Origin of the sequence: Salsuginibacillus kocurii DSM 18087, from assembly GCF_000377705.1 — a bacterium.
In the GTDB taxonomy this organism is placed as follows: domain Bacteria; phylum Bacillota; class Bacilli; order Bacillales; family Marinococcaceae; genus Salsuginibacillus; species Salsuginibacillus kocurii.
On record NZ_KB898624.1, the window covers coordinates 399,369 to 423,054 of the forward strand.

Sequence of the window (23,686 nt, forward strand, 5' to 3'; positions counted from 1 at the left end):
TTTTGCCACTATTTATTCCCCCTTACAATAGTTCCTAGGTCTTCGCCCAGTACTGCCTTTTTAATGTTACCCTCTTCCATAATTGAAAAAACGAGCAATGGGATATCATTATCCATACATAACGTAGAGGCCGTAGAATCCATAACTCCTAATCCATCTCGCAAAACATCGAAATAAGACAGTTCATCATATTTCTTCGCATTTACATCAACCGACGGATCCGCGTCATACACACCATCCACATTATTTTTTGCCATTAATATAACATCTGCTTCAATCTCTGCAGCTCTTAGCGCCGCAGTAGTATCAGTGGAAAAATACGGGTTCCCGGTGCCTGCAGCAAACAATACGACACGTTTCTTTTCTAGATGCCGAATCGCTTTTCGACGTATGTAAGGCTCTGCAACCTGTCGCATTTCTATGGAAGTTTGGACTCTCGTCTCGACTTCATTGTGTTCCAATCGATCTTGCAAAGCTAATGAATTCATTACGGTAGCAAGCATTCCCATATAGTCGGCAGTCGCCCTGTCCATTCCTTTTGCGCTGCCAGCCATACCTCTCCAAATATTACCTCCGCCAACAACAACTGCCACTTCCGTCCCTAATTTTACTACATCTTTAATCTGGGCAGCAATTGACTGAATGACCTCAGGGTCAATACCGTAGCCCTGGTTCCCGGCAAGGGCCTCTCCGCTAAGTTTCAACACGATTCGCTTATATTTACTCATAGTTTACCTCCAACTTATAATCCGTCGCGCCGGAATGAAAAAAGAAAGCTACCTAATAATTCCTTAGTTTGACGTAAGCACAAATGGAGGGAAAACCTCCGAACGTGCAAAAAGAGGGAACACAGTGTGTCCCCTGCTTTCTTGTTACTTTTTCACTTGTGACATAACTTCATCAGCAAAGTTTTCGTCACGCTTTTCCATGCCTTCGCCTACTTCATAACGAACAAAAGATTTAACAGTTGCACCTTGGCTCTTCAAGTATTGTTCAACTGTTTGGTCACTATCTTTTACAAATTCTTGATCAAGTAGACATACTTGCTCAAAGAACTTTTTCAAACGGCCTTCCACCATTTTTTCAACAATGTTTTCTGGCTTGCCTTCATTAAGAGCTTGTTGCTTAAGCACTTCACGTTCTTGGTCTACTTGTTCTTTTGGAACTTCATCGCGAGTTACATATTGTGGGTTAATAGCAGCAACGTGCATCGCAACATCTTTTGCTACCGCTTCGTCTGTAGTTCCTTCAACATGAGTCAACACGCCAATTTGGCCACCCATGTGAAGGTAAGCGCCAAAGGCTTCGTTGTCACCTTTAGAAACTACTTCAAAACGGCGAAGCGAAATCTTTTCACCGATCTTAGCAATCTGGTCATTAATGAATGTTTCAAGCTGTACGCCATCTTCAGTTTCAAGTTGCAAAGCAGCTTCAACATCAGCTGGCTTATTTTTAAGGATTTCTTTCGCAATTGTAGACACGAGAGCTACAAAGTTTTCATTTTTAGCAACGAAATCTGTTTCTGCGTTCAATTCGATAATAACCGCATGCTCTCCGTCAGTTTCAACTGCCGTAAGACCTTCAGCTGCTACACGGTCAGCTTTTTTCTGCGCTTTGGCCATTCCTTTTTCACGCAAGAAATTAACTGCTTCCTCCATGTCACCGTTTGTTTCATTAAGGGCTTTTTTACAATCCATCATGCCAGCCCCTGTTTGTTCACGTAGCTCTTTTACCATGCTTGCTGTAATTGCCATCGTATTTCCTCCTTATAAATAGCTTTCTTATACCTTCTAGCAGAAGGCCAAAAATTTACACTCTTCCTCACGCAAGGAAAGTGTGATCAAGCTGTTTTCTATTATTTACCTTCACACTTTCTCTAAAGAAAAAGGCCATTAGTTTGTCAACATACGCTCGCTGCACTACCAATCATTCATAAAAGACAAAAGATACAAAGCTCACTTGCTTTCTTACCTTTTCCTTTCTAGTATGTTTTAAAACCGAGTGACTTAGTAAGAAAGGTAAGTCGTGCGTTTAAAAAGGGTGATAAAGGGTCAGCCCCTTCATCACCCTTTGAACGTTCTGCTAAATTTTCGCATTCATTTTCATTTAGGAGACCGGGGTTTCATCTTCTGCTTGCTCTTCTTCTGCAGCTTCGCTTTGTGTAGCTTCAATAACAGCGTCAGCCATTTTAGAAGTCAAAAGGCGAACCGCACGAATTGCGTCGTCGTTCCCCGGAATCACTTGATCAATTTCGTCAGGGTCGCAGTTTGTATCTACAATTCCGATTAGCGGAATACCAAGTTTATGCGCTTCAGCTACTGCAATACGCTCTTTACGTGGATCAATGATGAAGATTGCGTCTGGAAGGTCTTTCATTTCTTTGATTCCACCGAGAAACTTCTCAAGACGATCCATTTCCTTTTGAAGAAGAATAACTTCTTTCTTTGGAAGAACGTCAAACGTACCATCTTCTTGCATGCGCTCTAAGTCTTTAAGACGAGCAATACGCTTTCTGATCGTTTCAAAGTTCGTAAGCGTTCCACCTAACCAGCGCTGGTTAATGTAGTACATGCCACAGCGTTCTGCTTCTTCGCGCACAGAATCCTGCGCTTGTTTTTTAGTGCCGACAAAGAGGATTTTCCCTCCGTCTTCTGCGATACTGCGTACTCGCTTGTAAGCTTCTTCTACTTTCTTGACCGTCTTTTGCAGGTCAATAATGTAGATTCCGTTACGTTCAGTGAAAATGTAACGGCTCATTTTTGGGTTCCAACGGCGTGTTTGGTGACCGAAGTGAACACCTGCTTCAAGTAATTGTTTCATGGAAATTACAGCCATTTTAAAGGCCTCCTTTTGGTTTTTTTCCTCCGTCTGCTTCATCTTTGCGCAACACTGCCATTGGCAGCACCGGTTGCCCAAATCAGACAGACGTGTGTGCTAACACCGTGAAATACTATATCACAAGGCTTACAAGAAGACAAGGGGAAGAGATGAGATTATTGCCGGAATTTGAGAAACAAATCCACTTCTCCTTTACCGATTTGAAGTTTCTGGGCAATCTCATCTGGGGGCAACCCTTCTTCATAGAGAGCTATCACTTGTGCTTCAGTAGATTGCTCCACTTTATCCGTAACATCATCGACTGGCAGTTCATATAGATTATGCTCGTCTCTATCTTCTAGTGTATTATTATTCACTTTTTTATAAGACTGATTAGCTTGGACAGAGGCAAGTGTGGATTGGAAGGTGTTCACCTTTCCCCTTTTTTTAGCCGGGCCTGTCTTGTTTTCAGGTTCTTTGCTGCCGGCAGTGGTAGTGTCAGGAGATGGTGCTTCCTTCTGGCGGTGGTTTTGATCTTCTAACCGCTCTTCAGTATGGGTGGTTTGCAGTTTATTTAAAAGTTGCTCGTTTTCTGCTTTCATTTCTTCAGTGTGGGCAATGAGTAAATCTTCAATTTCTTTTTTTAATCGCTCCCCACCTGCGTCAACACCTTGTCTATGAAGTTTCTTGTAAAGAAGTATAATAAAAAAAATTGAAAAAACGTGGAGTCCAAAGCTTACGATCGCAAATAAAGTCAATCTGTCATCCCTCGATTATTGTTATTCGATGTTGAAACAAATGGTACCAAAAGTTTGAGGCTGCGGCGAGTTGTCTTATGCCTCCACTGCAAGATTTAGTATCCTAGCTGAGACGGTGCTCCATTATAATACAGAAGCAACACCTGCACTACCGAACAATGCCTCACGTTTCGTTTATAAAGAAGTAATTTTGATCTCGCTATCTTTTACGAAAAGTCTAACATATTGATGATTGGTCGTAATTTTACGCCGATACTTACCAAAGTTTACGTCTGTATTCGGATACATACATCCCTCTATTTTCACTTCCCCTGTCCCCTGATGTTCAAACAAATCATTAAGCTCCTGCAATTCTTCTTCAGCATTTTCTTTTTTCTCTCTGTTTAATACAAGCGAACTACGAATTCGAAGTTTCGTAATTCGTTCTTTTGAGGATAGAGGAGTACCCGCCTCTTCTTTTTGGGCAAAAGCACGTTGTAATGTTTCCAGCTTTTCAATTTCTTGCTTTGTTTCTTGTGCTATAGTGTTATAGTCGTTCTGTTGTTCTAGCAACTTTTGGTTGACCCCTAAATAAAGAGATGTCGGTGTGTTCATGTTATTGCCTACATCTTTAGCATGAATAAGCGCTCCAGCAGAAGCTTGGCCTCCCACAATGTTCCCTTTCCCTTCGTAACAGTAGATGCTACCTGTTGCTTCTACGTGGCTGTGTAGAAGGGCTTGTTTAACATATAAATCGCCATCTATATTCACATTGCCTTGATTCACATAAGTCGCATGTAAATCCTGCCCTGCTTTGATCAATCCTCCACCCTGGCCGACGATTCCCGCGCCGACATAGACCGAACCGCCAGCTTCAAGAACAGCAGCTTCGACAGTTCCACTCACTCGAATGTCACCTTTTGCTTTCACTTCAAACCCAGCCGGCACATTCCCTTTAATAGAGACATTGCCAACAAAATCGATGTTCCCAACCCGTAAGTCCAAATCCCCCTTCACTTCATATACGGGGTAAACATGGATCATTTTTTTGTCTATACTAACTTGTCCGTCAACCACAGCGTAAAGGCGCAACCCATCTTCAGAAATTCGTGTATTTTTCCCGGCTCTTAATTGAAAATCTTTACCGGGAATTGCGGACACATCTTCTCCATGAACATTTTTACCATTTGCCCCTTGGGTAGGAGGAATTTTCTCTCCAACAAAATCACCTTGTGCAACCATCGGAATATCGATGACTTGTTTGAGGTCAACATAATGCTGATCTCCTTCGGTCTCCGCATGATTAATTTCAGAGAATTGGGCAGGTTTTAGATAAGCAGGATCGCCATTTACCGGCTCTTTTCCTTCTGCAATGGTTAATGGGAAGGAAAGAGATTCAGGGTCCTCCGCAATGGCATCAAGCAACGATTCATTAACCCCATAAACCACCTTGTGCTTCTTATAAATAAACGCTTTCACTTCATCTAACGTAACTTCTGTCTCTTCCTCGTATTCTTTGAAACGGGAAAGTACGGCCATTAACTTATCTGGAGTAATTTTTAGTTCGAAGTAATCATCAAGGTTCACTGCCATTTTAATCACTTGCCTTTACTGAAATATAATGATTAAGCAGATTTTCTTAACGTTCATTAAAACGAGGAGCTAATACTTGTCTCATTTTATACAATGCTTTGGAATGAATTTGTGAAATCCGAGAGGTAGAGAGCTCTAAAACTTCTCCAATTTCAGTGAGGGTCAGCCCTTCATCATAAAATAAGCTAATGACTAGCTGTTCTCTGTCATTCAACTTCTCTATGACCGAACGAAGGTCTTCTTTTAGTGCATCTCTGTCTAATTGTTGTTCAGGAGTAGGTGTGTTGGGGTCTTCAATCGTGTTGCGGTAACTTTCTTCCCGTTCTGAATCGGCAGTTTCTTCATCAATAGAGAGCATATTACTCACAAAACTGTCTGCATTTACTTTTATAACTTCCTCTGTATTCATTTCTAGTTCTTCAGCAATCTCTTCTGCTGTTATCAATCGACCTTTTTCTTGTTCAAGCCGTTCAGTCACGTCATCAATTTTTTTGGCTTTATCCCGCACGGAACGAGGAAGCCAATCTTCGCGACGGAGCCCATCAATAATGGCCCCCCGCACCCGAAATGAAGCATATGTATCAAATTTCAAATCACGACTTCTATCGAATTTTTCCAATGCATCGTACAAACCTATTAGTCCATGGCTGATTAACTCTTCTTTATCTACATTTTTAGGAAGGCCCACTCCAATTCGATGAACATGATAATGAACGAGTGACATATAAGATTCCACCAGCACATCAGCTGCGGTGCTTGAACGATTTTCTTCCCACTCTATCCAAGCTTTATCAAGCGTCTCTTCTGTAATTCGAATGACGATTACCCCCTATCGTTCATTGACCATTTCTTTTAAAACGTTTGCCGTAGCTTCGGCATTTTCTTCGGAGAAATCAGGGTCCTCTTTACGCTCAGTCTGGTAAGAAGAAGGAGAGTTTTCCTTCGTTTCAGCCTCTTCCTGTTTACGTTGTTCGATCTGTTCAGGCGAGTCTTCTAACTGAGTACCGTCATCTTTTAATAATGCTGTGTAAATAAGGTATCTAATACCATATGAAGCAACAAAAAACACCGCAAAGCCAATCCCTGCCCGAAGGAGGGCACGTTCAGGCAAAACAGCTGTCAGCGAAAGAAAAAATACTGTTAGAAATGCAAAGGTCGCGATTACAGCATTCATTTTCCAAGTTCCTATCATCATTAAATCACAACTTCTCCTTGGTTAACTGTTCGTATTTTCAAACTTGCATCCTCAGGATCAAATTCTATCGTCCTGCCATTACTTCCACCGGTGTCTTCGGCAATCAGCCTAATCTGATAATTGTTTAAAAACTTTTTAACTGCTTCAACATTACGAGGGCCGACGCGCATGATTTCAGATGAACCAGCAAATGAAAACATTTGTGCGCCCCCTGCGATTTTTGCTTGCATATTAATTTTCATGCTTCCAAAGGATTCTAGTTTTTCAATGGCAGCTGCAATGGCGGTGTCTGCATATTTAGCTATATTCAACGCCCCTGGCTTGCTCATTGACGAATCCGGGAGCATCACATGAGCCATCACTGCCCTTTGGCATTGCTCATCGTATATCACTAGTCCTATACATGATCCGAGACCTGAAGTACGCAACAGCTGTGGTGGACTGCAGTCATTCATATCCGCCATTCCCACTTTTACTACTTGTCTGACACTAGGCATGCAAGTCGACTCCTAAAGCGTGAAATAAAGGTGTAAACGAATCCGGATCCGGCAATAAAAAGAATTGTCCAGTTGAAGCATAGCCATATTCATTTGTCACTTCACGTATCTCCGTATCAATGACAATTGCAAAGTCACCAACACGTGAAATTTCAAGTAAGCCAAAACTAAGGATAGCCCCTGCCATGTCAATTGTTAACGAAGGAACGGATGGTTGGATGTTTAAATTAGTGAAATCCGATAACGCTGATAAATACGAACCAGCTAAAATGTTGCCTAATTCTTGTAAAGATGAGAGTCCCATTTCACTGTATCCTATTTTACTTGATTCCCCGGTTAAGTCATAAATCAACTGCACCGCTTCATCTTCAGGCACGATTAAAAACATGCTGCCGGGCACTTCGCCCTCTATCCGCAAAAAGGTGGCCGCTACTACCTCTTCAGCCCCGCCAACTAATTCGGTAATCTCTTGAAAGCTAACAATTCGAACGGAAGGAACTGTCATTTCAATCGGTTTTGCCAACAGTGCAGAAAACGCAGTGGCCGCATTGCCTGCTCCAATGTTTCCAATTTCCTTTAAGATATCAAGGTGATAAGACTGAATCCGCTTCATAATTTCCACCCACACGCACAACCTTTAATTTCCATTATTTTTACCCGCTAAGGTCTTAACGTCTAATTCAATTATACCATTTCCAGGCGAATCTTGGCATAATTTCGGAATTAATTCATTCCGTCAACAGTTTGGTTGGTAGCTGCTACGATTTCAGCAGCAACATCCGGAAGAGATACAACTGCATCAAGTTCGCACGCTGCTTCTGCTGCTTTCGGCATGCCATACACAATAGAAGTAGACTCATCTTCAGCAATCGCATAACAGTTACCAGCCTGCTTTAAATAGTGGAGGCCATTGCTCCCATCATCTCCCATACCAGTTAGAATCACTGCCACAGCAGCATAGTCTTCGAGCTGATAAGCTGATAAGAACAAGCTATCAACAGATGGACGATGCCCTTTTATTGGAGGTGCATCACTCAGTTGAATCGTAACGCTTCGGCCAGTCATTTTCACTTCCATATGAGAACCACCCGGCGCGATGTAAATGGTACGGTTTTGTACAATCTCGCCATCTTCTCCTTCTTTAACAGTTAAAGAAGTTAATGAATTCAAGCGCGCTGCCAGCGACTTTGTGAACTTCGGCGGCATATGCTGTACAATAAGCACGGGTACAGAAAAATCTCGCGGCAAGTCAGTGAGTACTTGTTGAAGAGCTTTGGGTCCTCCAGTTGAAGTCCCAATTAAGACAAGCTTTTTACCATCTGGTTCAAAAGAAAGGGGGGCAGCACTTCTTTTGCGAGCTGGCCTTTTCTCCAGTTTGTTCAAATTAATACTTGCAGCTGTTTCAATCTTTTGAAGCAATTCCTCTTTAACTTCTTCCATGCTAAGAGAAATAGCGCCTCCAGGTTTTCTCACTACATCAACAGCACCTAAGCTCAAGGCTTTAATCGTATTTTCTGTTCCAAGAGCGGTGGTGCTGCTTACCATAATTGTAGGAATGCGGTCGTGCTCCATGATTGCCTGTAACGTAGCTAACCCATCTAATACAGGCATCTCTATATCGAGGGTTATCACATCGAATCGTTCTTGAGAAAGCTTTTTCAGCGCATCTTCTCCATTTCTAGCAGTTGCTTTCACTTCCATGTTCAAAGAAGTATCGATGAAATCTGATAGAACCTTTCTCATAAATGCTGAGTCATCTACAACCAGCACTTTAATCATATCATCCCTCCTCTTTGCCAAAAAAACGGCGAAAACGGGTAGCAAACGCCGTAAATGTGGAAGAAGGATTCACGGCTTCTTCCCCTGAGAACGTTTCAGCCAAATGTTGTATCGCCCGGCTCGCTTTTGCTTTTGGCTGGTTAATTAGAACAGGCACCTGCCTCCGCACTGCTGTTAAAACAGATGAATCATCCGGGATGGTGCTTAATACTCGAAGCTCTTTTTGCAAAAATTGGGCGGTAACACGGCTTAAATTCTCCCCTGTCTGTTTCCCTTCATGAGGCGACTGGACCCGGTTAACTATTAAAGAAATCGGCAAGTCTTTATCTTCAAGGTGTAAATACTTTATCATCGAATACGCATCCGTAATTGAAGTGGGCTCCGGCGTAGTAACTAAGAGTGCTTCGTGAGCTGCCATTATAAAATGCATGCTGTCATGCGTAGCTCCCGCTCCCATATCGAGGACAATCGTATCAATATGTCCCTTTAATGATTCAAGTTGAGTTAAAAAGCGTTCGCGCTTTTGTTCATTCATTTCAAATAAATTGGTAAGTCCACTACCGCCAGCAATAAACTTCAACCCGTATGGCCCTTCATTCATAATGTCCCAGATAGAAAACTCACTATCTATCATGTCGACAATAGAATAAGGCGAGCTTTTCCCAAGTAAAATATCGATATTAGCCATCCCTACATCAAGGTCTAAAAGCAACACGCGCTGCCCTGCTTGTGAAAGAGCAACTGAGAAATTGACAGAGACGTTGCTTTTGCCTACGCCTCCCTTACCACTTACAACTGTGACTATTTTCATCTCTTCAACAGTCTTTGCTTGCCTCGCTTCCATCCGCTTTCTTAAATTTCTCGCTTGGTCACTCATTGGATAGTCCCTCATTTAATACTTCAGTCATGCGATCTGATGTAGCTTCAAACATATCATCAGGCACATTTTGACCAGTTGTGACGTAGGCGATGCCAGTACCATAAGCTGCAATCATATTCATAATAGCCCCATAGCTCGTTGTTTCATCTTTTTTAGTGAAAATCAACTTATGAATTGGAATTAATGAAAAAGATTCATATATTTGCTTCATATCTTGATATTTAGACGTTAATGCAAGAACGAGGTATGTTTCCATTTCCGTATCAAAGTCTATCAGCTTTTTTAATTCTTCAACGTATAGTTCGTTACGAAAGTTACGGCCAGCTGAATCGACGAGCACGACATCGTACTCTGCATAGTTTGCTTTTGCTTCGCGAAAGTCTTCGATTGAATAAGCTACTGACACTGGCACATTTAATATTTTCGCATACGTTTTCAACTGATCTACCGCTGCGATTCGGTAGGTATCCGTGGTTATAAGAGCGACTGATTTTTTCTTTTTTAATTGAAAATCTGCGGCCATTTTTGCAATAGTCGTCGTTTTACCTACGCCGGTAGGTCCAACGATGTTAATGAAGCGGCCTCCTCGCTCCGATTCTCCGCCAAAGGCAATGCCTTCCATTAATTGCTGAACGTAAGAAGATAACCACTGAAGAATGGTTTTTTCACTTGGTTCGCTCTCTTCCTCGTACCAACGCTTTAATAAATGACGCATCATATCGAGACGAAGCGTATCATCAACCTCTTGTTGTTCTAGTTTTTGATGAATGGTTTCCAATAGTGGTGGATAAGAAGTGTCTTTTTGCTGTGATAAACCTGCGATCATCTTTTTTAAATCTTTTACTTCTTCATGCAAGTCGTCTCGCTGAGCTTCTTTAGACACTAGCTTCTGCCGGTTATCTTCATTCTCAGCCAGCATTCCTTCTGGATGCCGGGCAGTAGTCTTTGGTGTTCGAAGCGGTGGCTCCTGCTGTTTATTCATATGAGTGGGCTTACTATGCTTTTGTTCAGCTTTTGGCGGTTTAGGGTCAATGGCGGCAATAACTTCAATTGATTGCCGCTTAAAAAAACCTAAAAAACCGCCGCGCTCCACTTTTTTTTGATTTAAAATGACAGCCTGGTCTCCCAGTTCATTTCGGACCTGCTGCATCGCTTCAGGCATAGAGCTTGCTTGAAATTTTTTCACTTTCATTGATCCTTCACCACCCCTACACTTTGAACTTCCACATTTGGCTCAAGCTCGTTGTAAGATAAAACCGGAACTTGTGGAAAGTACCTGGCTATGAGCTGTCTAACATGCAAGCGGACAGCCGGAGAACACAGAAGAACCGGAGTCTGCCCCATTTCAGACAGACGTTCAGCTTCTTTTGCGATCGACTCTACCAATTGCTGGGCTTCTTGCGGATTTAAAGATAGAAAGTTCCCGTGTTCAGAACGCTGAATATGATCTGAGATTTTCTTTTCAACTTCTCCGCTTAGTGTTACCACATACAACGTATCCCCGTCCGGAACATATTGTTTTGTAAGTTGCCTGGACAACGATTGGCGAACGTACTCTGTTACTAAATCCATATCTTTTGTCATTGGAGCATAGTCCGCCAACGTTTCAAATATGGTCGGCAAGTTTCGGATTGATACTTTTTCTTTTAGCATATTGGTGAGTACTTTTTGAATTTCCCCGAGGTTAAGGGGGTTGGGCGTCACTTCTTCTACAAGTGTCGGATAAGTTTCTTTTAAGTTATCAACGAGCTGCTTTGTTTCTTCCCGGCCCAGTAATTCATGAGAATGGCGCTTTATCACTTCGGTTAAATGAGTGGAAACCACAGACGGTGGGTCTACTACCGTATAACCAGACAGCTCAGCCTGCTCTTTCATGTCTTCACCAATCCAGAGAGCAGGCAGACCAAAAGCAGGCTCTACTGTATCAATGCCTGTAATATTCTCATCTTCCACCCCAGGACTCATAGCCATGTAATGGTCAAGCAGCAACTCTCCTTTTGCTACTTCTCCACCTTTAATTTTTATCACATACTCATTCGGCTGCAGCTGAATATTGTCCCTAATTCGGATTACAGGCACCACCATTCCGAGTTCGAGTGCCAGTTGCCGGCGAATCATAACGACCCGGTCTAGTAAATCGCCACCCTGGTTCGCGTCAGCCAACGGAATCAGCCCATAGCCAAATTCAAATTCAATCGGATCAACAGAAAGTAAGCTGACGACGTTCTCGGGTGATTTCATATCATCTTCTTTTTCTTCTTCTTCTGCTACTTCCTCGTCTGCTTCCTTTGCTCCTTGTTTTTCATTGCGATTAAGCAAGAAACCCCCACCTATTAGGAGACATGCCATCATCCCTGTAACTACAATAGTAATGGGTGTAAATATGCCTAGCAGCAAAATGGTAGCTCCTGCTACGTATAATAGCTGCGGATAACGGAACAATTCTCTTGTTACATCCTGTCCCAAGTTCCCATCAGACGTTGCTCTTGTGACTACAATACCTGTTGCTGTGGCCACCAACAGGGCAGGGATCTGTGAAACAAGTCCATCCCCAACGGTTAAAAGTGTATAGGTCGAAGCGGCTGTGCCAAGGTCCATTCCGTGCTGCATCATGCCAATGACTAAACCAAAAATGATATTAATAATAACAATGACTATTCCAGCAATGGCATCTCCTTTTACAAACTTGCTGGCACCATCCATTGAACCGTAAAAATCAGCTTCTTGTTCAATTTTCTCGCGTCGTTCTTTTGCTTCCATTTCTGAGATCATGCCTGCATTTAAATCGGCATCAATACTCATTTGTTTACCCGGCATGGCATCAAGAGTAAAACGAGCCCCCACTTCAGAAACACGCTCCGCCCCTTTTACTATAACAACAAACTGGATAATGACTAAAATTAAGAAGACGACAAAACCGACCAGCGGGTTGCCACCCACTACAAACGAACCAAACGTAGCGATCACATTTCCCGCTTCAGCGTTTCCTAAAATGGACCGAGTGGTAGAAACATTCAACCCAAGTCGAAAGAGGGTTACAAGCAGAAGCAGCGTTGGAAAAATAGAGAACTGAAGCGCTTCTTTTGTATTCATTGCGACCAAAATAATAATTAACGCAAGAGATATGTTTGTAATAATTAAAATGTCTAGAATTTCAGTTGGCAAAGGGATAATAAGCATAACAACGATCATGATTACGCCAACGAGTACAGATAAATCTCTTGCTCCCATACTGATAACTCCTCTTTCTCAAAAATGATTAGATCTCGCCTTGAAGGCGATAGACGTAGGCCAACACTTCTGCTACAGCTTTAAACAAATCTTCTGGAACTTCATCACCAATGTCTGTCTGGTGATAGAGGGCACGGGCGAGAGGCTTGTCTTCCACTAACACCACTTCATTAACTTGTGCGAGTTGCCGCATGCGCAGCGCCACAAAATCTACCCCTTGAGCTACAATAATCGGGGCGTCCATTTTCTCTTCTTCGTATTTCAGGGCTACTGCAAAATGCGTCGGGTTAGTTACTACAACATCAGCTTTTGGTACTTCCTGCATCATGCGCTGTGTCGCCATTTCTTGCTGTTTCTGTCTTCGTTTTGATTTGATTTTAGGGTCGCCTTCCATTTTCTTGTGTTCATCTTTCACGTCCTGTTTGGACATACGAATTTGTTTTTCATAATCATGTTTTTGATAGACATAATCGGGAATAGCAAGAAGTAATAACAAAAAAGCAACTAATACACCGATTAATCCAGTTAGAAAAGCTACTTCCAAAAAGCCTTCCATCACATCTTTTTGCATGAGCTTTAAAAGAGAATCCGCGTTCATCCACAAGATAAAAAAGGCTAACAGTCCAACTAGGGTTATTTTAAGCAAGGATTTTGCTAGTTCAACGAGGGCACGCACTGAGAAAATTCGCTTTAAGCCTTTAAGTGGGTTAATTTTTGATGGCTTCGGCTTGATTGCTTCAGGAGCAAACATGACCCCAACTTGAAGCAAATTAGCAAGTACCCCTCCTGTAACTGCCACCAGCATAATAGGCAACACGACGATCGCTGTTTCAACTGCTACTTCTTGAAGCATCGCAGGCAGAGATTGCATCGTGATTTCGTTTGTAAGAAATTCAGTAAAAACATGCTGTGTCATCAAGAAAATATGCTCACCTAAAACCCCTGCGTATAGGAACATAAAAAGAAAGACAAGCAGAAGCACAATAGCTGTATTGACGTCATTGCTTTTGGCAACTTGTCCTTTTTTACGGGAGTCCTGCTTCTTTTTCGGCGTGGCTTGTTCTGTTTTTTCTTGATTAAAAAACTGCAAATCTACTTGAAGTTTCATTCATCCACCCCTCCGAACATTTCTAAGAGTGTTCGGATTGTAATACCTATAAAATCAACCATATCACTGACGACTGTAAAAAAAGCAGGCAGCATTAACAATAGGATCGGCAGCCCGAGGAAAATTTTTAAAGGCAGTCCGACAACAAATACATTCATCTGCGGAACAGCCCGCGACATCATCCCCAGAGCAATATCCACCAGAAATAAAGACCCTACAATCGGAAAGGAGATTTGAAAGGCAATCAAAAACGTTTGTGAAAAAGTCTCAACAATAAACCGGGCAATTCCTTCTTCTCCAAACGGTAAGTAAAGTTGCGTGAGCGGTACATATTCATAACTATAATAAATGCCGTCAAGCATAACATGATGGCCGTCTACGGCTAACAAAAAAAGAATGGCAAATGCATTGAGTAGCCCTCCCGAAAGCGGAGTCTGCGCACCTGTTTGGGGGTCAATGACGTTTGCTACTAAAAACCCCATCTTGTAATCAATAAAAGCCCCTGCTGTTTGAACAGCGCTAAAAATAATATTTGCAGCCATGCCTAAAAACAAACCAAGCATGATTTCTTTACCTATGAGCAAAAAATACAAACCGTCAACAGGAATGGGGTCTGGTTCAACGATAAAAAACATAATAAATGATAAATAACCAGCGATTCCTATTCGAAATGTAGTAGGAAGGGTTTGAAATGAAAAAATGGGCAAAGCTGAAAAAAATGCTAATACTCGTACAAACATAAGCAGCCAGGCAGGAAACAAATTCAGCCATTCAAGTTCCACAGGCTCCCCTCCGTTCCATTACCCGACAAAATTGTGCAAATTACTAAGCACTTGGTTGGCAAAATTTACGACATGGTTTAGCATCCAGGGGCCAAATACAACAAGCGCTCCCATGACGCCAGCGATTTTTGGAATAAATGCTAATGTTTGTTCCTGAATTTGCGTGGTAGCTTGAAAGATAGCAACCCCTAGACCTAATAGTAAAGCTACCAGTAACAGTGGCCCAGCCACTATAAAGATAGTCAGTACGCCATTTTCAGCTACTGTAAGCACTGTTTCTGCGCTCATTTTTGATCACACCTTCTAATAACTGAGCAAGAGCGATTCGACAATTAAATACCACCCATCCACCAACACAAATAATAGGATCTTAAACGGCAGAGAAATCATAACTGGCGGAAGCATCATCATACCCATAGACATTAAAACACTCGCCACAATCATATCGATAACAAGAAAAGGAATAAAAATGAGAAATCCTATTTGAAAAGCCGTCTTTAATTCACTAATAGCAAATGCCGGCACCATCGCTGTTAAAGGAATATCTTCAATGGTTTCAGGCTGCTCCATTCCCGCATAATCAATAAAAAGTGCCAAGTCTTTTTCACGGGTATGCTCGGCCATAAATTCTTTCAATGGAATTGAAGCTTCTTCAAAAGCTTCATCCTGATTAATATCTCCATCTAAAAATGGAGTGAGAGCTTCTTCATTTATTTCAGCAAACACCGGCGCCATAATGAAAAATGTTAGAAAGAGCGCCAGGGCAATTAATACTTGGTTCGGGGGCATTTGCTGGGTCGCAATACCTTGCCGGACAAATGACAAGACCACCACAATACGAGTGAAGCAGGTCATTAAAATCAAAATCGCCGGTGCCAGCGATAACACAGTAAGAAGAAGTAAGAGCTGAAGAGCTGTCGACATGTTTTCAGGATCGTCCCCTAAAAAGTTTCCTATATCAATAGCTGGTACCATTGCAATCATCGGTTCTGATCCCTCACAACATTCTTGATGTCTTCTCTTGATTTGTTCACATCATCTAATCGTTCTTTCAGCAGTGGCTCTAGTTCTTGCGATGAAGCTTGGGGAGAATTTTTTGCCCTTTGCTGGCGCCACCAATCCAACGCTTTTTTGGACAGATCGGGCGCAGGAGCTTCATCTTCTTTTAGAAGCTGCTCAATTTCTGCTTCGTCTTCAATCTCCCGCAGCAATTGAATTGAATCCCCTACCCCGACAACAAGCAAACGGTCGCCAACCTTTACAATTTGGACAGATTTATTGCTGCCAAGTGGCACCCCGCCCACATTCTGAAGGGTCCGTTTCCCCCGGTACGCCTGGGACCTGCTTTTAATAATTTTCAGCAGGACATACATAATAAGAACAACAATCCCTAAGCCTATCATCATTTGAAAAAATGAACTGACAAGCGATTGATCAGCTAGAGGAGCAGTGTCGTCACCTTGTTCTCCTACCGGAAGTTCGCCTTCTTCTTCTTCTTCCTCTTCGGATTCTTCGGCTTCTTCGTTATTTAGCATGTCATCGACACTACCGTCTTCTTCCTCTGCTAACGCTGCACCTGGAGTCCCCAGTAAGCTAAGAAGCAGAATCAATATAAAACAAGTTATCCGTTTTCTCAGCTGAAACACATTGAGCACCCTCTCTTCTTCTTATGCCAGGGTTTTATTAATCGCTTCTAATACGCGGTCTGCCTGAAAAGGCTTGACAATGAAATCTTTTGCTCCGGCTTGAATCGCATCAATCACCATAGCCTGCTGCCCCATAGCAGAACACATAACGATATTTGCTTCCGGGTCGAATGTTTTAATTTCCTTTAATGCAGCGATGCCGTCTTTTTCTGGCATGGTAATGTCCATTGTCACTAAATCAGGAGTTACTTCTTTATAAAGATCAACTGCTTCCTGACCGTCTTTTGCTTCTCCCGCAATTTCATACCCATTTTTCTCTAAAATATCTTTAACCATCATGCGCATAAAAGCAGCATCATCTACGATCAAAACTGTATAAGCCATCATTTCCACCTTCCGTGTTCTATAGGTTTATTTCAATTTTTTGAGCCGGTCTTCTGGACTTACAATATCCGTCACACGTACGCCGAAGTTTTCTTCAATCACTACAACTTCCCCTTTGGCAATCAGCTTTTGATTCACAAGGATATCGACTGGCTCTCCTGCTAATTTATCCAGTTCAATAATAGACCCTTGAGAAAATTCGAGAATCTCTCGAATTGAACGCTTCGTTCTGCCCAGCTCGACTGAGACTTCAAGTGGAATGTCCATCAGCATATTTAAATTCTTCGTTTCTGTTTCATTTAATTGCGGCGCGTCAAATGAAGAAAAAGCAGCCGGCTGCACATCTTTTGCTCTATTATTCATGTGCCCTCCCAATTGCTGTGGCTCAGAAAAACCTCCCGGCGCCTGTTGATAAGCGGGCTCCTGATTCGTGCTCATGCCTTGATTCGGCTGGGTATTTGGCTGAGGTTCGGGCTCTATTTGTTCTGACTCACTTGTTTCAGGCGAAGCAAGAGTTTCTGCTTCCTCCTCAGGCGGGTTCATTAAGTCTTCTACCATTTGCTTCGCAAACCCTACTGTTACTAATTGCATCAACACTGAATCTATCAGATCTCCTACTTGGAGACGGAAGGAGATTTTTATTATTGTTTCATCTCCTGGCACTTTGTCTGTGCCTTCTTTTTCTGTAACATCCAGTACATCAATGCCAGGAGGGGAAATATCCACCCGTTTGTTAAAGACCGTCGACATAGAAGTCGATGCACTACCCATCATCTGATTCATCGCTTCTTGGACAGCACTTAAATGCATATCGCTTAATTCCTCAGCTGGTGCCGTGCCGTCGCCCCCCAGCATAAGATCGGCAATAATTGCCGCATCCGTTGAATCAATAACGAGTAAATTCGTGCCTTCAAACCCATCTGTATATTGGACATGGATCGATACATGTGGGTTCGGGAATTCAGCTTCTAATAATTCTGAGTGAATAGCACTTACGACCGGCGTTGTAATATCTACTTTTTGGTTTAAAAGCTGAGCTAACGCTGTTGCCGCGCTCCCAAATGAAATATTTCCGATTTCACCTAGAGCGTCCTGTTCAATCGTGGTCAAGTAATCATCTACATTTAATGCCGCTTTACTGTTCGGTGGAGGGTAGCCGTTACCATCTCCACCATCATCTCCGCCGCCTCCTCCAGTTGGAGGCTGGCTGTCACTGTCCTTATCTCCTGCATCATCATTATTTACGCCTTTTAGCAGTTCATTGATTTCATCCTGCGACAGCATATCATCATTCATCATCTTCACCCTCCTCAATTTCCTCGGTTACTTGAACCGCTAAATGGTGGTTCACTTGTCCCGGCTGTGCTTTATATTTTCTTTCGCCACCGACATAAACGGGCAATGGCTCGTCAATTCTTTGGTCAAGTTCCATAACATCGCCAGAGTTTAAATACAACAATTCTTCTACCGTAATCTGCGAGCGGCCAAGTAGAGCCTGGATAGGTAATGGAGCTTTTTTAACAGTAGCTTCAAGCGCTTGTTCCTCTCCTGCGTTTCGTTCTCGTTTTTTGGTCTGCATCCAGTGATGGACATTCAATTTTGGCAGAATCTCTTCTAGAACCACGTGTGGAAGACAAATGTTAATCATGCCGGTCGTTTCATTTATCGTGGTAGAAAGGGAAATGACAACGACCGTTTCATTCGGAGAAACCATCTGTAAAAACTGGGGGTTCACTTCTAAATCTTCCATAACTGGTTCCATGTCAATGACTGAACTCCACGCTTCCTGAAAGCTGTCAAGCATTCGTTGAAATAATTGAGATATAATTCTCGTTTCAATTTCAGTAAGATTATCTACTTTATTTATGCTTGACCCTTTTCCCCCTAACAACCGATCAAGCATGGCATAGCCAATGTTTGGGTTCGTTTCCATGAGTAAGCGCCCTTCAAGCGGATAAGAATCAAAAACATTTAACAGCGTCATTTTGGGCACTGACCGGATAAACTCTTCATATGGAAGCTGATCTACTGAAGCAACAGAAATTTGCACGAAGGTGCGAAGCTGAGCTGATAAGGCAGTAGTTAAAAGCCGGGCAAAGTTTTCGTGGATTCGAGAGAGGGAACGGACCTGATCTTTTGAAAAGCGAAGCGCTCGTTTAAAGTCATATGTTTTTACTTTTCGCTCCGTTTCTTCTTGTTTTAAATCATCCGCATCCATTTCTCCAGTTGATATCGCGGACAAGAGTGCGTCAATCTCACCTTGCGACAGAACATCGCTCATGTAGTTCACCTCTTTTCTTCCCTGTACAAACGTTGATTATTGAATCATGCGTTCTGTCGTATAGACCCGGATAATAGACCCTTCATCAAGAAGTTCATCGGCCTGGAGACGCACACGTTCCTCCAATTCATCGATGCCATCCTGTGAAGAAAGCTCAGATGCAGACATACCGGCCAATTCACGAATAATAATATTATTAACCTGAAAATCACGCTGCTCCAGCTCATCACGAGCATTACCCGAATCAGCATGAATTCTAAATTGAGCACGAATAAATTGGTTTCCATCTTCAAGGTTGGTCGTAATCTCTTCAGTTTCCCATGAATGTTCAATAATTTCATCAATCGTTGGCTCACCATCAGGTGACGTATTCCCTTGCGCAAACTGATTCACTAATACAAGAGTCACTACGCCGACAAGTGTCAGCGCTACGAGGATGATGAGCATGATATTTATGAGCCGATTTTCAAACATAATTAAGTCCCCTCCTCATCTGTCAAAAAACCACGGACTCCGACAAGGCCGAAGGACCGGTAGCAAGCATGAATTAACCGTTTCACTTCATCGAGCGATTCTTTAACCACAATCTTTTTGCTGTTGGTCAATGTAATCGTCGTATCAGGAAACGCCTGAATTTGTTCGATATGAAGTGCGTTAAGTAAAAACGCCTGTCCGTTCAGACGGGTTAGTTCAATCATATGTATAGGGGGGCCAGTGGCCAATGCCCCGGCCCGCACCTCCCTTAATAATAGATTCAAAACCTTACTGCTTTAAGTTTACAAGTTCCTGCAAAATTTCATCCGATGTTGTAATAATGCGCGTATTTGCCTGGAAACCACGCTGCGCGGTGATCATTTCCGTAAACTCTTCAGAAAGGTCGACGTTCGACATTTCAAGCGTCCCGGCTACAAGTTCACCAGCTCCATCGGCGGTTGGAGCACTGATTTCAGGCTCCCCTGAGTTAGCTGATTCTTGTAATAAATTATCTCCTATTTTATTAAGTCCCTCTGGATTTGCGAACTGAGCCACTTCGATTTGTCCCGCCACTTCTGTTTCTCCATCTTCTACAAAGTTCACCGTACCATCTTGTCCAACACTAAAACTCTCAGCATCTACTGGAATTTGAATCGTTCCATCACCATCTTGATCTCCAGCAAAGTCTTCCTCATCATTGCCAATCAAATATAAACCATCCTGATTTACAATATACCCCTCTTCGTCTAGGTAAAAATTCCCAGCTCTAGTGTAAGAAATGGCTCCATCCTCTTCCGGGTCTTCTTGTACCTGAAAGAAACCATCACCAGAAATCCCTAAGTCCAACTCTCGATTTGTATTCTGCAAGCTTCCTTGGGTATGGATGTTGTCAATAGAACCCATTTGCGCACCCAAACCAACTTGCTGGGCATTTACGCCGCCCCGTTCATCAGTTGGGCCAGTAGCGCCCTGTGACTGTTGGCTGACCATATCACTAAAGGTAGCCCGCCCTTTTTTAAAGCCGAAGGTGTTAACGTTTGAGATATTATTACCTAACACATCTAATTTTTCTTGGTGGTTGTTTAAGCCGGAAATCCCGGAATACATGGATCTTAGCATTCACTTCACGCTCCTGTATAAGTTCTTTACTCACCGCTTCAATCGGTCCGCGGTGGGTCGGCTTCCATTTTGGTCCAGCCGTTACTTTTTGTTCATCACAATTGTTCCGTCAATGTTGGTAAAAATGTGGCTTTCTGCTTCTCCCCGGTCCATGGCTGTCACGACAGTGTCATTTTTTGCACTGATGACAAGAGCAGCATCTTCAGTTAACACAAGCGAATCACGTACGCCTTTCTCTTTTGCTTCAGCTACTTTAGCTTGTATCTTCGTCCACTCTTCATCATTAATTTGAATATCTCGACTTTCCATCCGTTCGGCCGCATGCCTGCTCATTTTCAGTTCTTTAGTATCATCAATCTTTTGTTGAAGCATATCCTGAAAACGGGTCTGGCTTTCTTTACTTTCGGTTTCAGGCTTGCGGGTTGGTGTCGGTTTGGGCAACGGCTGGAGGCTGTACGGGTGGATAGTAGGATCCATAATTACGCCCCCTTATTTCTTCTTAAAATAGTTCGTCTAAGCTCGGATCTTGATCTTGGTCCACAGGCTCATCGATGAAATCTTCTTCCTCTCCGAAACTCTCATCAGCAGGCATTTCATCTACGACAAGCTGCCATCTGTGCCATCTGAGACGGTTTAATCAGATTCATCGTCCTCTGGCATCTCATCCATCTCTTCTCCTGGTGCAGCAACTTGAGCGAGCTGTTCACTCGATATCCAGTTATCATCATCTAATAAGAGACGTATATTTCCATCACTGTCTCGTTTAACAGATACAACTTCGTTTTCTACTAGCTCTGTTTCTGTCCGGTATTCATCAACTTCTACTTCTCGTTCCCACTGAATTTTATTACCGATCAGTTCGCTATGCTGTACGAGCGCACCGCCTTCATGAGCATCCACAAAGTCCTGGATGGCATCGCTCATATTGGTCATTTGTTCTAATGAAGTGAATTGAGCCATCTGCGCCACAAAATCTTTATCATCCATGGGGTCGAGCGGGTCTTGATTTTGAAGCTGGGCAATCAATATTTGCAGAAAGTCGTCTTTTCCCATGACTGTATCTTCGGGGTCTTTAATTTCTGCCTTTCGTTCCTGGGGAATGCTGTATGTTTCGTGGACTGTATTGGACAATCCTCTCACCTACACTTTTTCGTTAAATGTTAATTCATCAAGAAGTTCCTCAAAGCTTTTTTCTTCCTCTTCCTGGTCGTCAGCTACCTCGGCCTCTACCTTGTCTTTGTCTTGTTGTTCTTGCTGGCCTTTGCGTTGTTCACGTTCTTCATGCTGTTGCCAGTACGTAGACTGCTGTTGCAATTCAATCCGTTCAATATTGATATTCTGCTGCTGGAAAGCATTACGCAACTGATGAAGCTGAGATTCAACCAATTCTCTTGCAGCCGTACTGCTTGTCATAAGTCTTGCAATCACCCCTTCATCTGAACGCGTAAGTTGCACATCTAACCGCCCCAGATTTTCAGGATAGAGCTTTATAGAAAGCTGTTGGGTATGTTGGTTCACTTGTTGGAGATTCCCTTTTGCCAAAACATTTTCAAACTGCCGTAAAAACTGGCTTTGCTGTACTTCACTTGACTTACTTTCCCCCATATGAATCGCTAATTGCTGGGCCCGGTTTAAAGCCTGGTTCGTGTCACTTAATTGTAAGGATGGCTGGCCCACAGCTGAATCCGCAGATCGGGTAAACGTCCGGTTTAATAACTCCTGCATAAACGATTGCGAAGAAGAACGATTGTTTTCTGTACGTTGAACTTGTGTTTGCTCTCGTTCGAGACGCTCACCTGCACGTCCGTCTAACATGCTGCGGTCAAATCGCTGTTCAAAAGTCCGCTCTCTTACTAGTCCTTCTTGTCGATGCAAGCTATTCGCACTACTCTCATTGGAGTTTAAGTAAGCGGCCAGCCAGGCCACAGCCCCCTCTTCTTCGATCTCTTCTCCACCATCTAGAGTAGCTAGCCACTCATTCATTTCCGCTTGTACTTGCAGTGCTTCGTCACTTTCTGTGTTTTCTGTTTGCTTAAAAAGCATGGCAGTGGCACTTAATAGTGAAAGCGGATCAAGCTGAGCACTTTGGAGGTCAATTACCTGTTCAATCGACTCTTCATCTTTTATAGCATCTTCCAGCGTACGAGCAAGTTCTTCCGGCATACTTTCAAGCAATGCTTGAACCTCACCATCTTCTAGTAACTCTTTTTGAAAATAACCGTCTTCTAATGCCATAGTTTCGAAGAGCTCTTCCCATTTGGATAAGTCAAGGAGGCTTTCGTGTTCTCCTTTGTCTGCCCTCTCTTCTGTTAATAAAGCTAGCAGCTCTTCTTCGTCCATTCCTTCAGCAGCTTCTTTATCGGTGCCTGCTGCTCCGCTCAGTAATTCCAAAAAAGAAAACGCCCCGGTCCCCTTTTCTTTTACTGAAGCTTTGCCTTCTTGTCCGGGAACAGGCGGGGAAGCCGTTCCCATTTGCATCATGTTTGCCTGCACATATCTCACCCCCTTTCAACGTTTTACAAAGAAATCTTACTCCTTTCAGCCCTGTTAACTTACAAAGCTTTGAAAAGAACTATCATTCTTGAGCTGCAAATTGTTGCATGATTGTAGCTGCAAGTTCTGCGTCCATTTCTGATAAAATATCAGCCCGGTTTTCTTCATCCATCTCTGACATATGTAACAAGATTTCTTCTGTTGACATTTCCATTAAAATAGCTGCTGCATCATCAGAAGACATGTTTTCATATACGCGGGCAAGCCTTGAGATTTCTTCCTGTACATCAGTTGAGAATTCTTCCTCTAATTCGAGTTCAATTTCTAATTCCTCAAACTCATTGGCCAAGTCAGCATAATCCTCTTCTTGTTCTTCCAGCTCTTGTTCTAGCGCATCGATTTCATGTTCATAACGATCGATCATTGCCAAAAGTTCTTCCCGGCTCGGACCTTCCCCCTCTTCCTCTTCCTCTTCAGGCATCCAGTCAGAAACGATAGGAACCGCTCCGCCGATCGAACGAGCTGTATCAGCAAGGTTAAATCCCATAAAATAAAGCATTACACCCGCCAATAACACGGCAAAAAAACCAGGAATCATGACGATAAAAAAGAACCACTGCAACCTATTCGGGCCTTTTTGTTCGTTTTTTTCTTTACGTGCCATTTCCTC

28 protein-coding genes are annotated in these 23,686 nt (G+C 42.8%); all 28 read right to left on the minus strand.

All coding sequences use genetic code 11. The features are described 5' to 3' along the window. Positions 1–8 precede the first annotated feature (8 nt). A complete protein-coding gene (gene pyrH / locus D469_RS0106250) occupies positions 9–728 on the minus strand; it encodes a UMP kinase (RefSeq protein WP_018922524.1) in 720 nt (239 codons plus the stop codon). 144 nt (positions 729–872) lie between these two features. Further along, a complete protein-coding gene (tsf, locus tag D469_RS0106255) occupies positions 873–1,754 on the minus strand; it encodes a translation elongation factor Ts (protein WP_018922525.1) in 882 nt (293 codons plus the stop codon). A 352-nt stretch (positions 1,755–2,106) separates the two neighbouring features. Beyond that, the gene (gene rpsB, locus D469_RS0106260; protein ID WP_018922526.1) at positions 2,107–2,835 is read right to left on the minus strand and encodes a 30S ribosomal protein S2; all 729 of its coding nucleotides are present in this window, start codon (positions 2,833–2,835) and stop codon (positions 2,107–2,109) included. 158 nt (positions 2,836–2,993) lie between these two features. Next, positions 2,994–3,575 carry a DUF6115 domain-containing protein gene (locus tag D469_RS0106265; RefSeq protein ID WP_018922527.1) on the minus strand — a complete coding sequence of 194 codons (582 nt, stop codon included), beginning with the start codon at positions 3,573–3,575 and terminating at the stop codon, positions 2,994–2,996. 174 nt (positions 3,576–3,749) lie between these two features. Further along, positions 3,750–5,147, minus strand: coding sequence for a DUF342 domain-containing protein (locus D469_RS0106270; protein ID WP_018922528.1), 1,398 nt, complete (start codon positions 5,145–5,147; stop codon positions 3,750–3,752). A 46-nt stretch (positions 5,148–5,193) separates the two neighbouring features. Further along, positions 5,194–5,958: a FliA/WhiG family RNA polymerase sigma factor gene (locus tag D469_RS0106275; RefSeq protein ID WP_026286128.1), complete on the minus strand. Its 765-nt coding sequence runs from the start codon at positions 5,956–5,958 to the stop codon at positions 5,194–5,196. An 18-nt stretch (positions 5,959–5,976) separates the two neighbouring features. Beyond that, on the minus strand, positions 5,977–6,342 hold the full coding sequence (locus D469_RS0106280) for a hypothetical protein (protein ID WP_018922530.1): 366 nt from the start codon (positions 6,340–6,342) through the stop codon (positions 5,977–5,979). Continuing rightward, on the minus strand, positions 6,342–6,839 hold the full coding sequence (locus D469_RS0106285) for a chemotaxis protein CheD (protein ID WP_018922531.1): 498 nt from the start codon (positions 6,837–6,839) through the stop codon (positions 6,342–6,344). Before D469_RS0106285 ends, D469_RS0106280 begins: the two co-directional genes overlap by 1 nt. Further along, positions 6,832–7,461: a chemotaxis protein CheC gene (locus D469_RS0106290; protein WP_018922532.1), complete on the minus strand. Its 630-nt coding sequence runs from the start codon at positions 7,459–7,461 to the stop codon at positions 6,832–6,834. The genes D469_RS0106285 and D469_RS0106290 overlap by 8 nt, the downstream gene beginning before the upstream one ends. A 101-nt stretch (positions 7,462–7,562) precedes the next feature. After that, the gene (locus D469_RS0106295; protein ID WP_018922533.1) at positions 7,563–8,618 is read right to left on the minus strand and encodes a protein-glutamate methylesterase/protein-glutamine glutaminase; all 1,056 of its coding nucleotides are present in this window, start codon (positions 8,616–8,618) and stop codon (positions 7,563–7,565) included. A 1-nt stretch (position 8,619) separates the two neighbouring features. Then, positions 8,620–9,495, minus strand: a complete 876-nt coding sequence (locus D469_RS0106300; protein ID WP_018922534.1) for a MinD/ParA family protein — start codon at positions 9,493–9,495, stop codon at positions 8,620–8,622. Continuing rightward, on the minus strand, positions 9,488–10,690 hold the full coding sequence (flhF, locus tag D469_RS0106305; RefSeq protein ID WP_018922535.1) for a flagellar biosynthesis GTPase FlhF: 1,203 nt from the start codon (positions 10,688–10,690) through the stop codon (positions 9,488–9,490). Before flhF ends, D469_RS0106300 begins: the two co-directional genes overlap by 8 nt. Further along, entirely contained in the window at positions 10,687–12,729 is a 2,043-nt protein-coding gene (flhA, locus tag D469_RS0106310) for a flagellar biosynthesis protein FlhA (RefSeq protein ID WP_018922536.1), read from the minus strand. Before flhA ends, flhF begins: the two co-directional genes overlap by 4 nt. A gap of 28 nt (positions 12,730–12,757) precedes the next feature. Continuing rightward, positions 12,758–13,837 (minus strand): flagellar biosynthesis protein FlhB, encoded by a 1,080-nt coding sequence (flhB, locus tag D469_RS0106315; RefSeq protein ID WP_018922537.1) that lies wholly within the window; start codon positions 13,835–13,837, stop codon positions 12,758–12,760. Then, entirely contained in the window at positions 13,834–14,619 is a 786-nt protein-coding gene (gene fliR, locus D469_RS0106320; protein WP_018922538.1) for a flagellar biosynthetic protein FliR, read from the minus strand. Before fliR ends, flhB begins: the two co-directional genes overlap by 4 nt. Before the next feature lie 18 nt (positions 14,620–14,637). Further along, a complete protein-coding gene (gene fliQ, locus D469_RS0106325; RefSeq protein ID WP_018922539.1) occupies positions 14,638–14,907 on the minus strand; it encodes a flagellar biosynthesis protein FliQ in 270 nt (89 codons plus the stop codon). 15 nt (positions 14,908–14,922) lie between these two features. Then, on the minus strand, positions 14,923–15,603 hold the full coding sequence (gene fliP / locus D469_RS0106330) for a flagellar type III secretion system pore protein FliP (protein ID WP_018922540.1): 681 nt from the start codon (positions 15,601–15,603) through the stop codon (positions 14,923–14,925). Next, positions 15,600–16,265 carry a flagellar biosynthetic protein FliO gene (locus D469_RS20990; protein ID WP_018922541.1) on the minus strand — a complete coding sequence of 222 codons (666 nt, stop codon included), beginning with the start codon at positions 16,263–16,265 and terminating at the stop codon, positions 15,600–15,602. Before D469_RS20990 ends, fliP begins: the two co-directional genes overlap by 4 nt. 21 nt (positions 16,266–16,286) lie before the next feature. After that, positions 16,287–16,649: a response regulator gene (locus D469_RS0106340; RefSeq protein ID WP_018922542.1), complete on the minus strand. Its 363-nt coding sequence runs from the start codon at positions 16,647–16,649 to the stop codon at positions 16,287–16,289. Between the two features lie 27 nt (positions 16,650–16,676). Beyond that, a complete protein-coding gene (fliY, locus tag D469_RS0106345) occupies positions 16,677–17,948 on the minus strand; it encodes a flagellar motor switch phosphatase FliY (RefSeq protein ID WP_018922543.1) in 1,272 nt (423 codons plus the stop codon). Beyond that, positions 17,938–18,930, minus strand: coding sequence for a flagellar motor switch protein FliM (fliM, locus tag D469_RS0106350; protein WP_018922544.1), 993 nt, complete (start codon positions 18,928–18,930; stop codon positions 17,938–17,940). The genes fliY and fliM overlap by 11 nt, the downstream gene beginning before the upstream one ends. Before the next feature lie 36 nt (positions 18,931–18,966). Beyond that, positions 18,967–19,404 carry a flagellar basal body-associated protein FliL gene (fliL, locus tag D469_RS0106355; RefSeq protein ID WP_018922545.1) on the minus strand — a complete coding sequence of 146 codons (438 nt, stop codon included), beginning with the start codon at positions 19,402–19,404 and terminating at the stop codon, positions 18,967–18,969. 2 nt (positions 19,405–19,406) lie between these two features. Further along, positions 19,407–19,628, minus strand: coding sequence for a flagellar FlbD family protein (locus D469_RS0106360; protein ID WP_026286129.1), 222 nt, complete (start codon positions 19,626–19,628; stop codon positions 19,407–19,409). A 64-nt stretch (positions 19,629–19,692) separates the two neighbouring features. Continuing rightward, the gene (gene flgG / locus D469_RS0106365; protein ID WP_018922547.1) at positions 19,693–20,523 is read right to left on the minus strand and encodes a flagellar basal body rod protein FlgG; all 831 of its coding nucleotides are present in this window, start codon (positions 20,521–20,523) and stop codon (positions 19,693–19,695) included. Positions 20,524–20,604: 81 nt separating this feature from the next. Next, the gene (locus D469_RS0106370) at positions 20,605–21,000 is read right to left on the minus strand and encodes a TIGR02530 family flagellar biosynthesis protein (protein WP_018922548.1); all 396 of its coding nucleotides are present in this window, start codon (positions 20,998–21,000) and stop codon (positions 20,605–20,607) included. A 156-nt stretch (positions 21,001–21,156) separates the two neighbouring features. Beyond that, positions 21,157–21,654 carry a flagellar hook assembly protein FlgD gene (gene flgD, locus D469_RS0106380; protein ID WP_018922550.1) on the minus strand — a complete coding sequence of 166 codons (498 nt, stop codon included), beginning with the start codon at positions 21,652–21,654 and terminating at the stop codon, positions 21,157–21,159. A gap of 9 nt (positions 21,655–21,663) precedes the next feature. Beyond that, positions 21,664–23,016, minus strand: coding sequence for a flagellar hook-length control protein FliK (locus tag D469_RS0106385; protein ID WP_018922551.1), 1,353 nt, complete (start codon positions 23,014–23,016; stop codon positions 21,664–21,666). 82 nt (positions 23,017–23,098) lie between these two features. Then, complete coding sequence (locus tag D469_RS0106390) at positions 23,099–23,680, minus strand: MotE family protein (RefSeq protein ID WP_018922552.1); 582 nt, start codon at positions 23,678–23,680, stop codon at positions 23,099–23,101. Between the last annotated feature and the right edge of the window lie 6 nt (positions 23,681–23,686).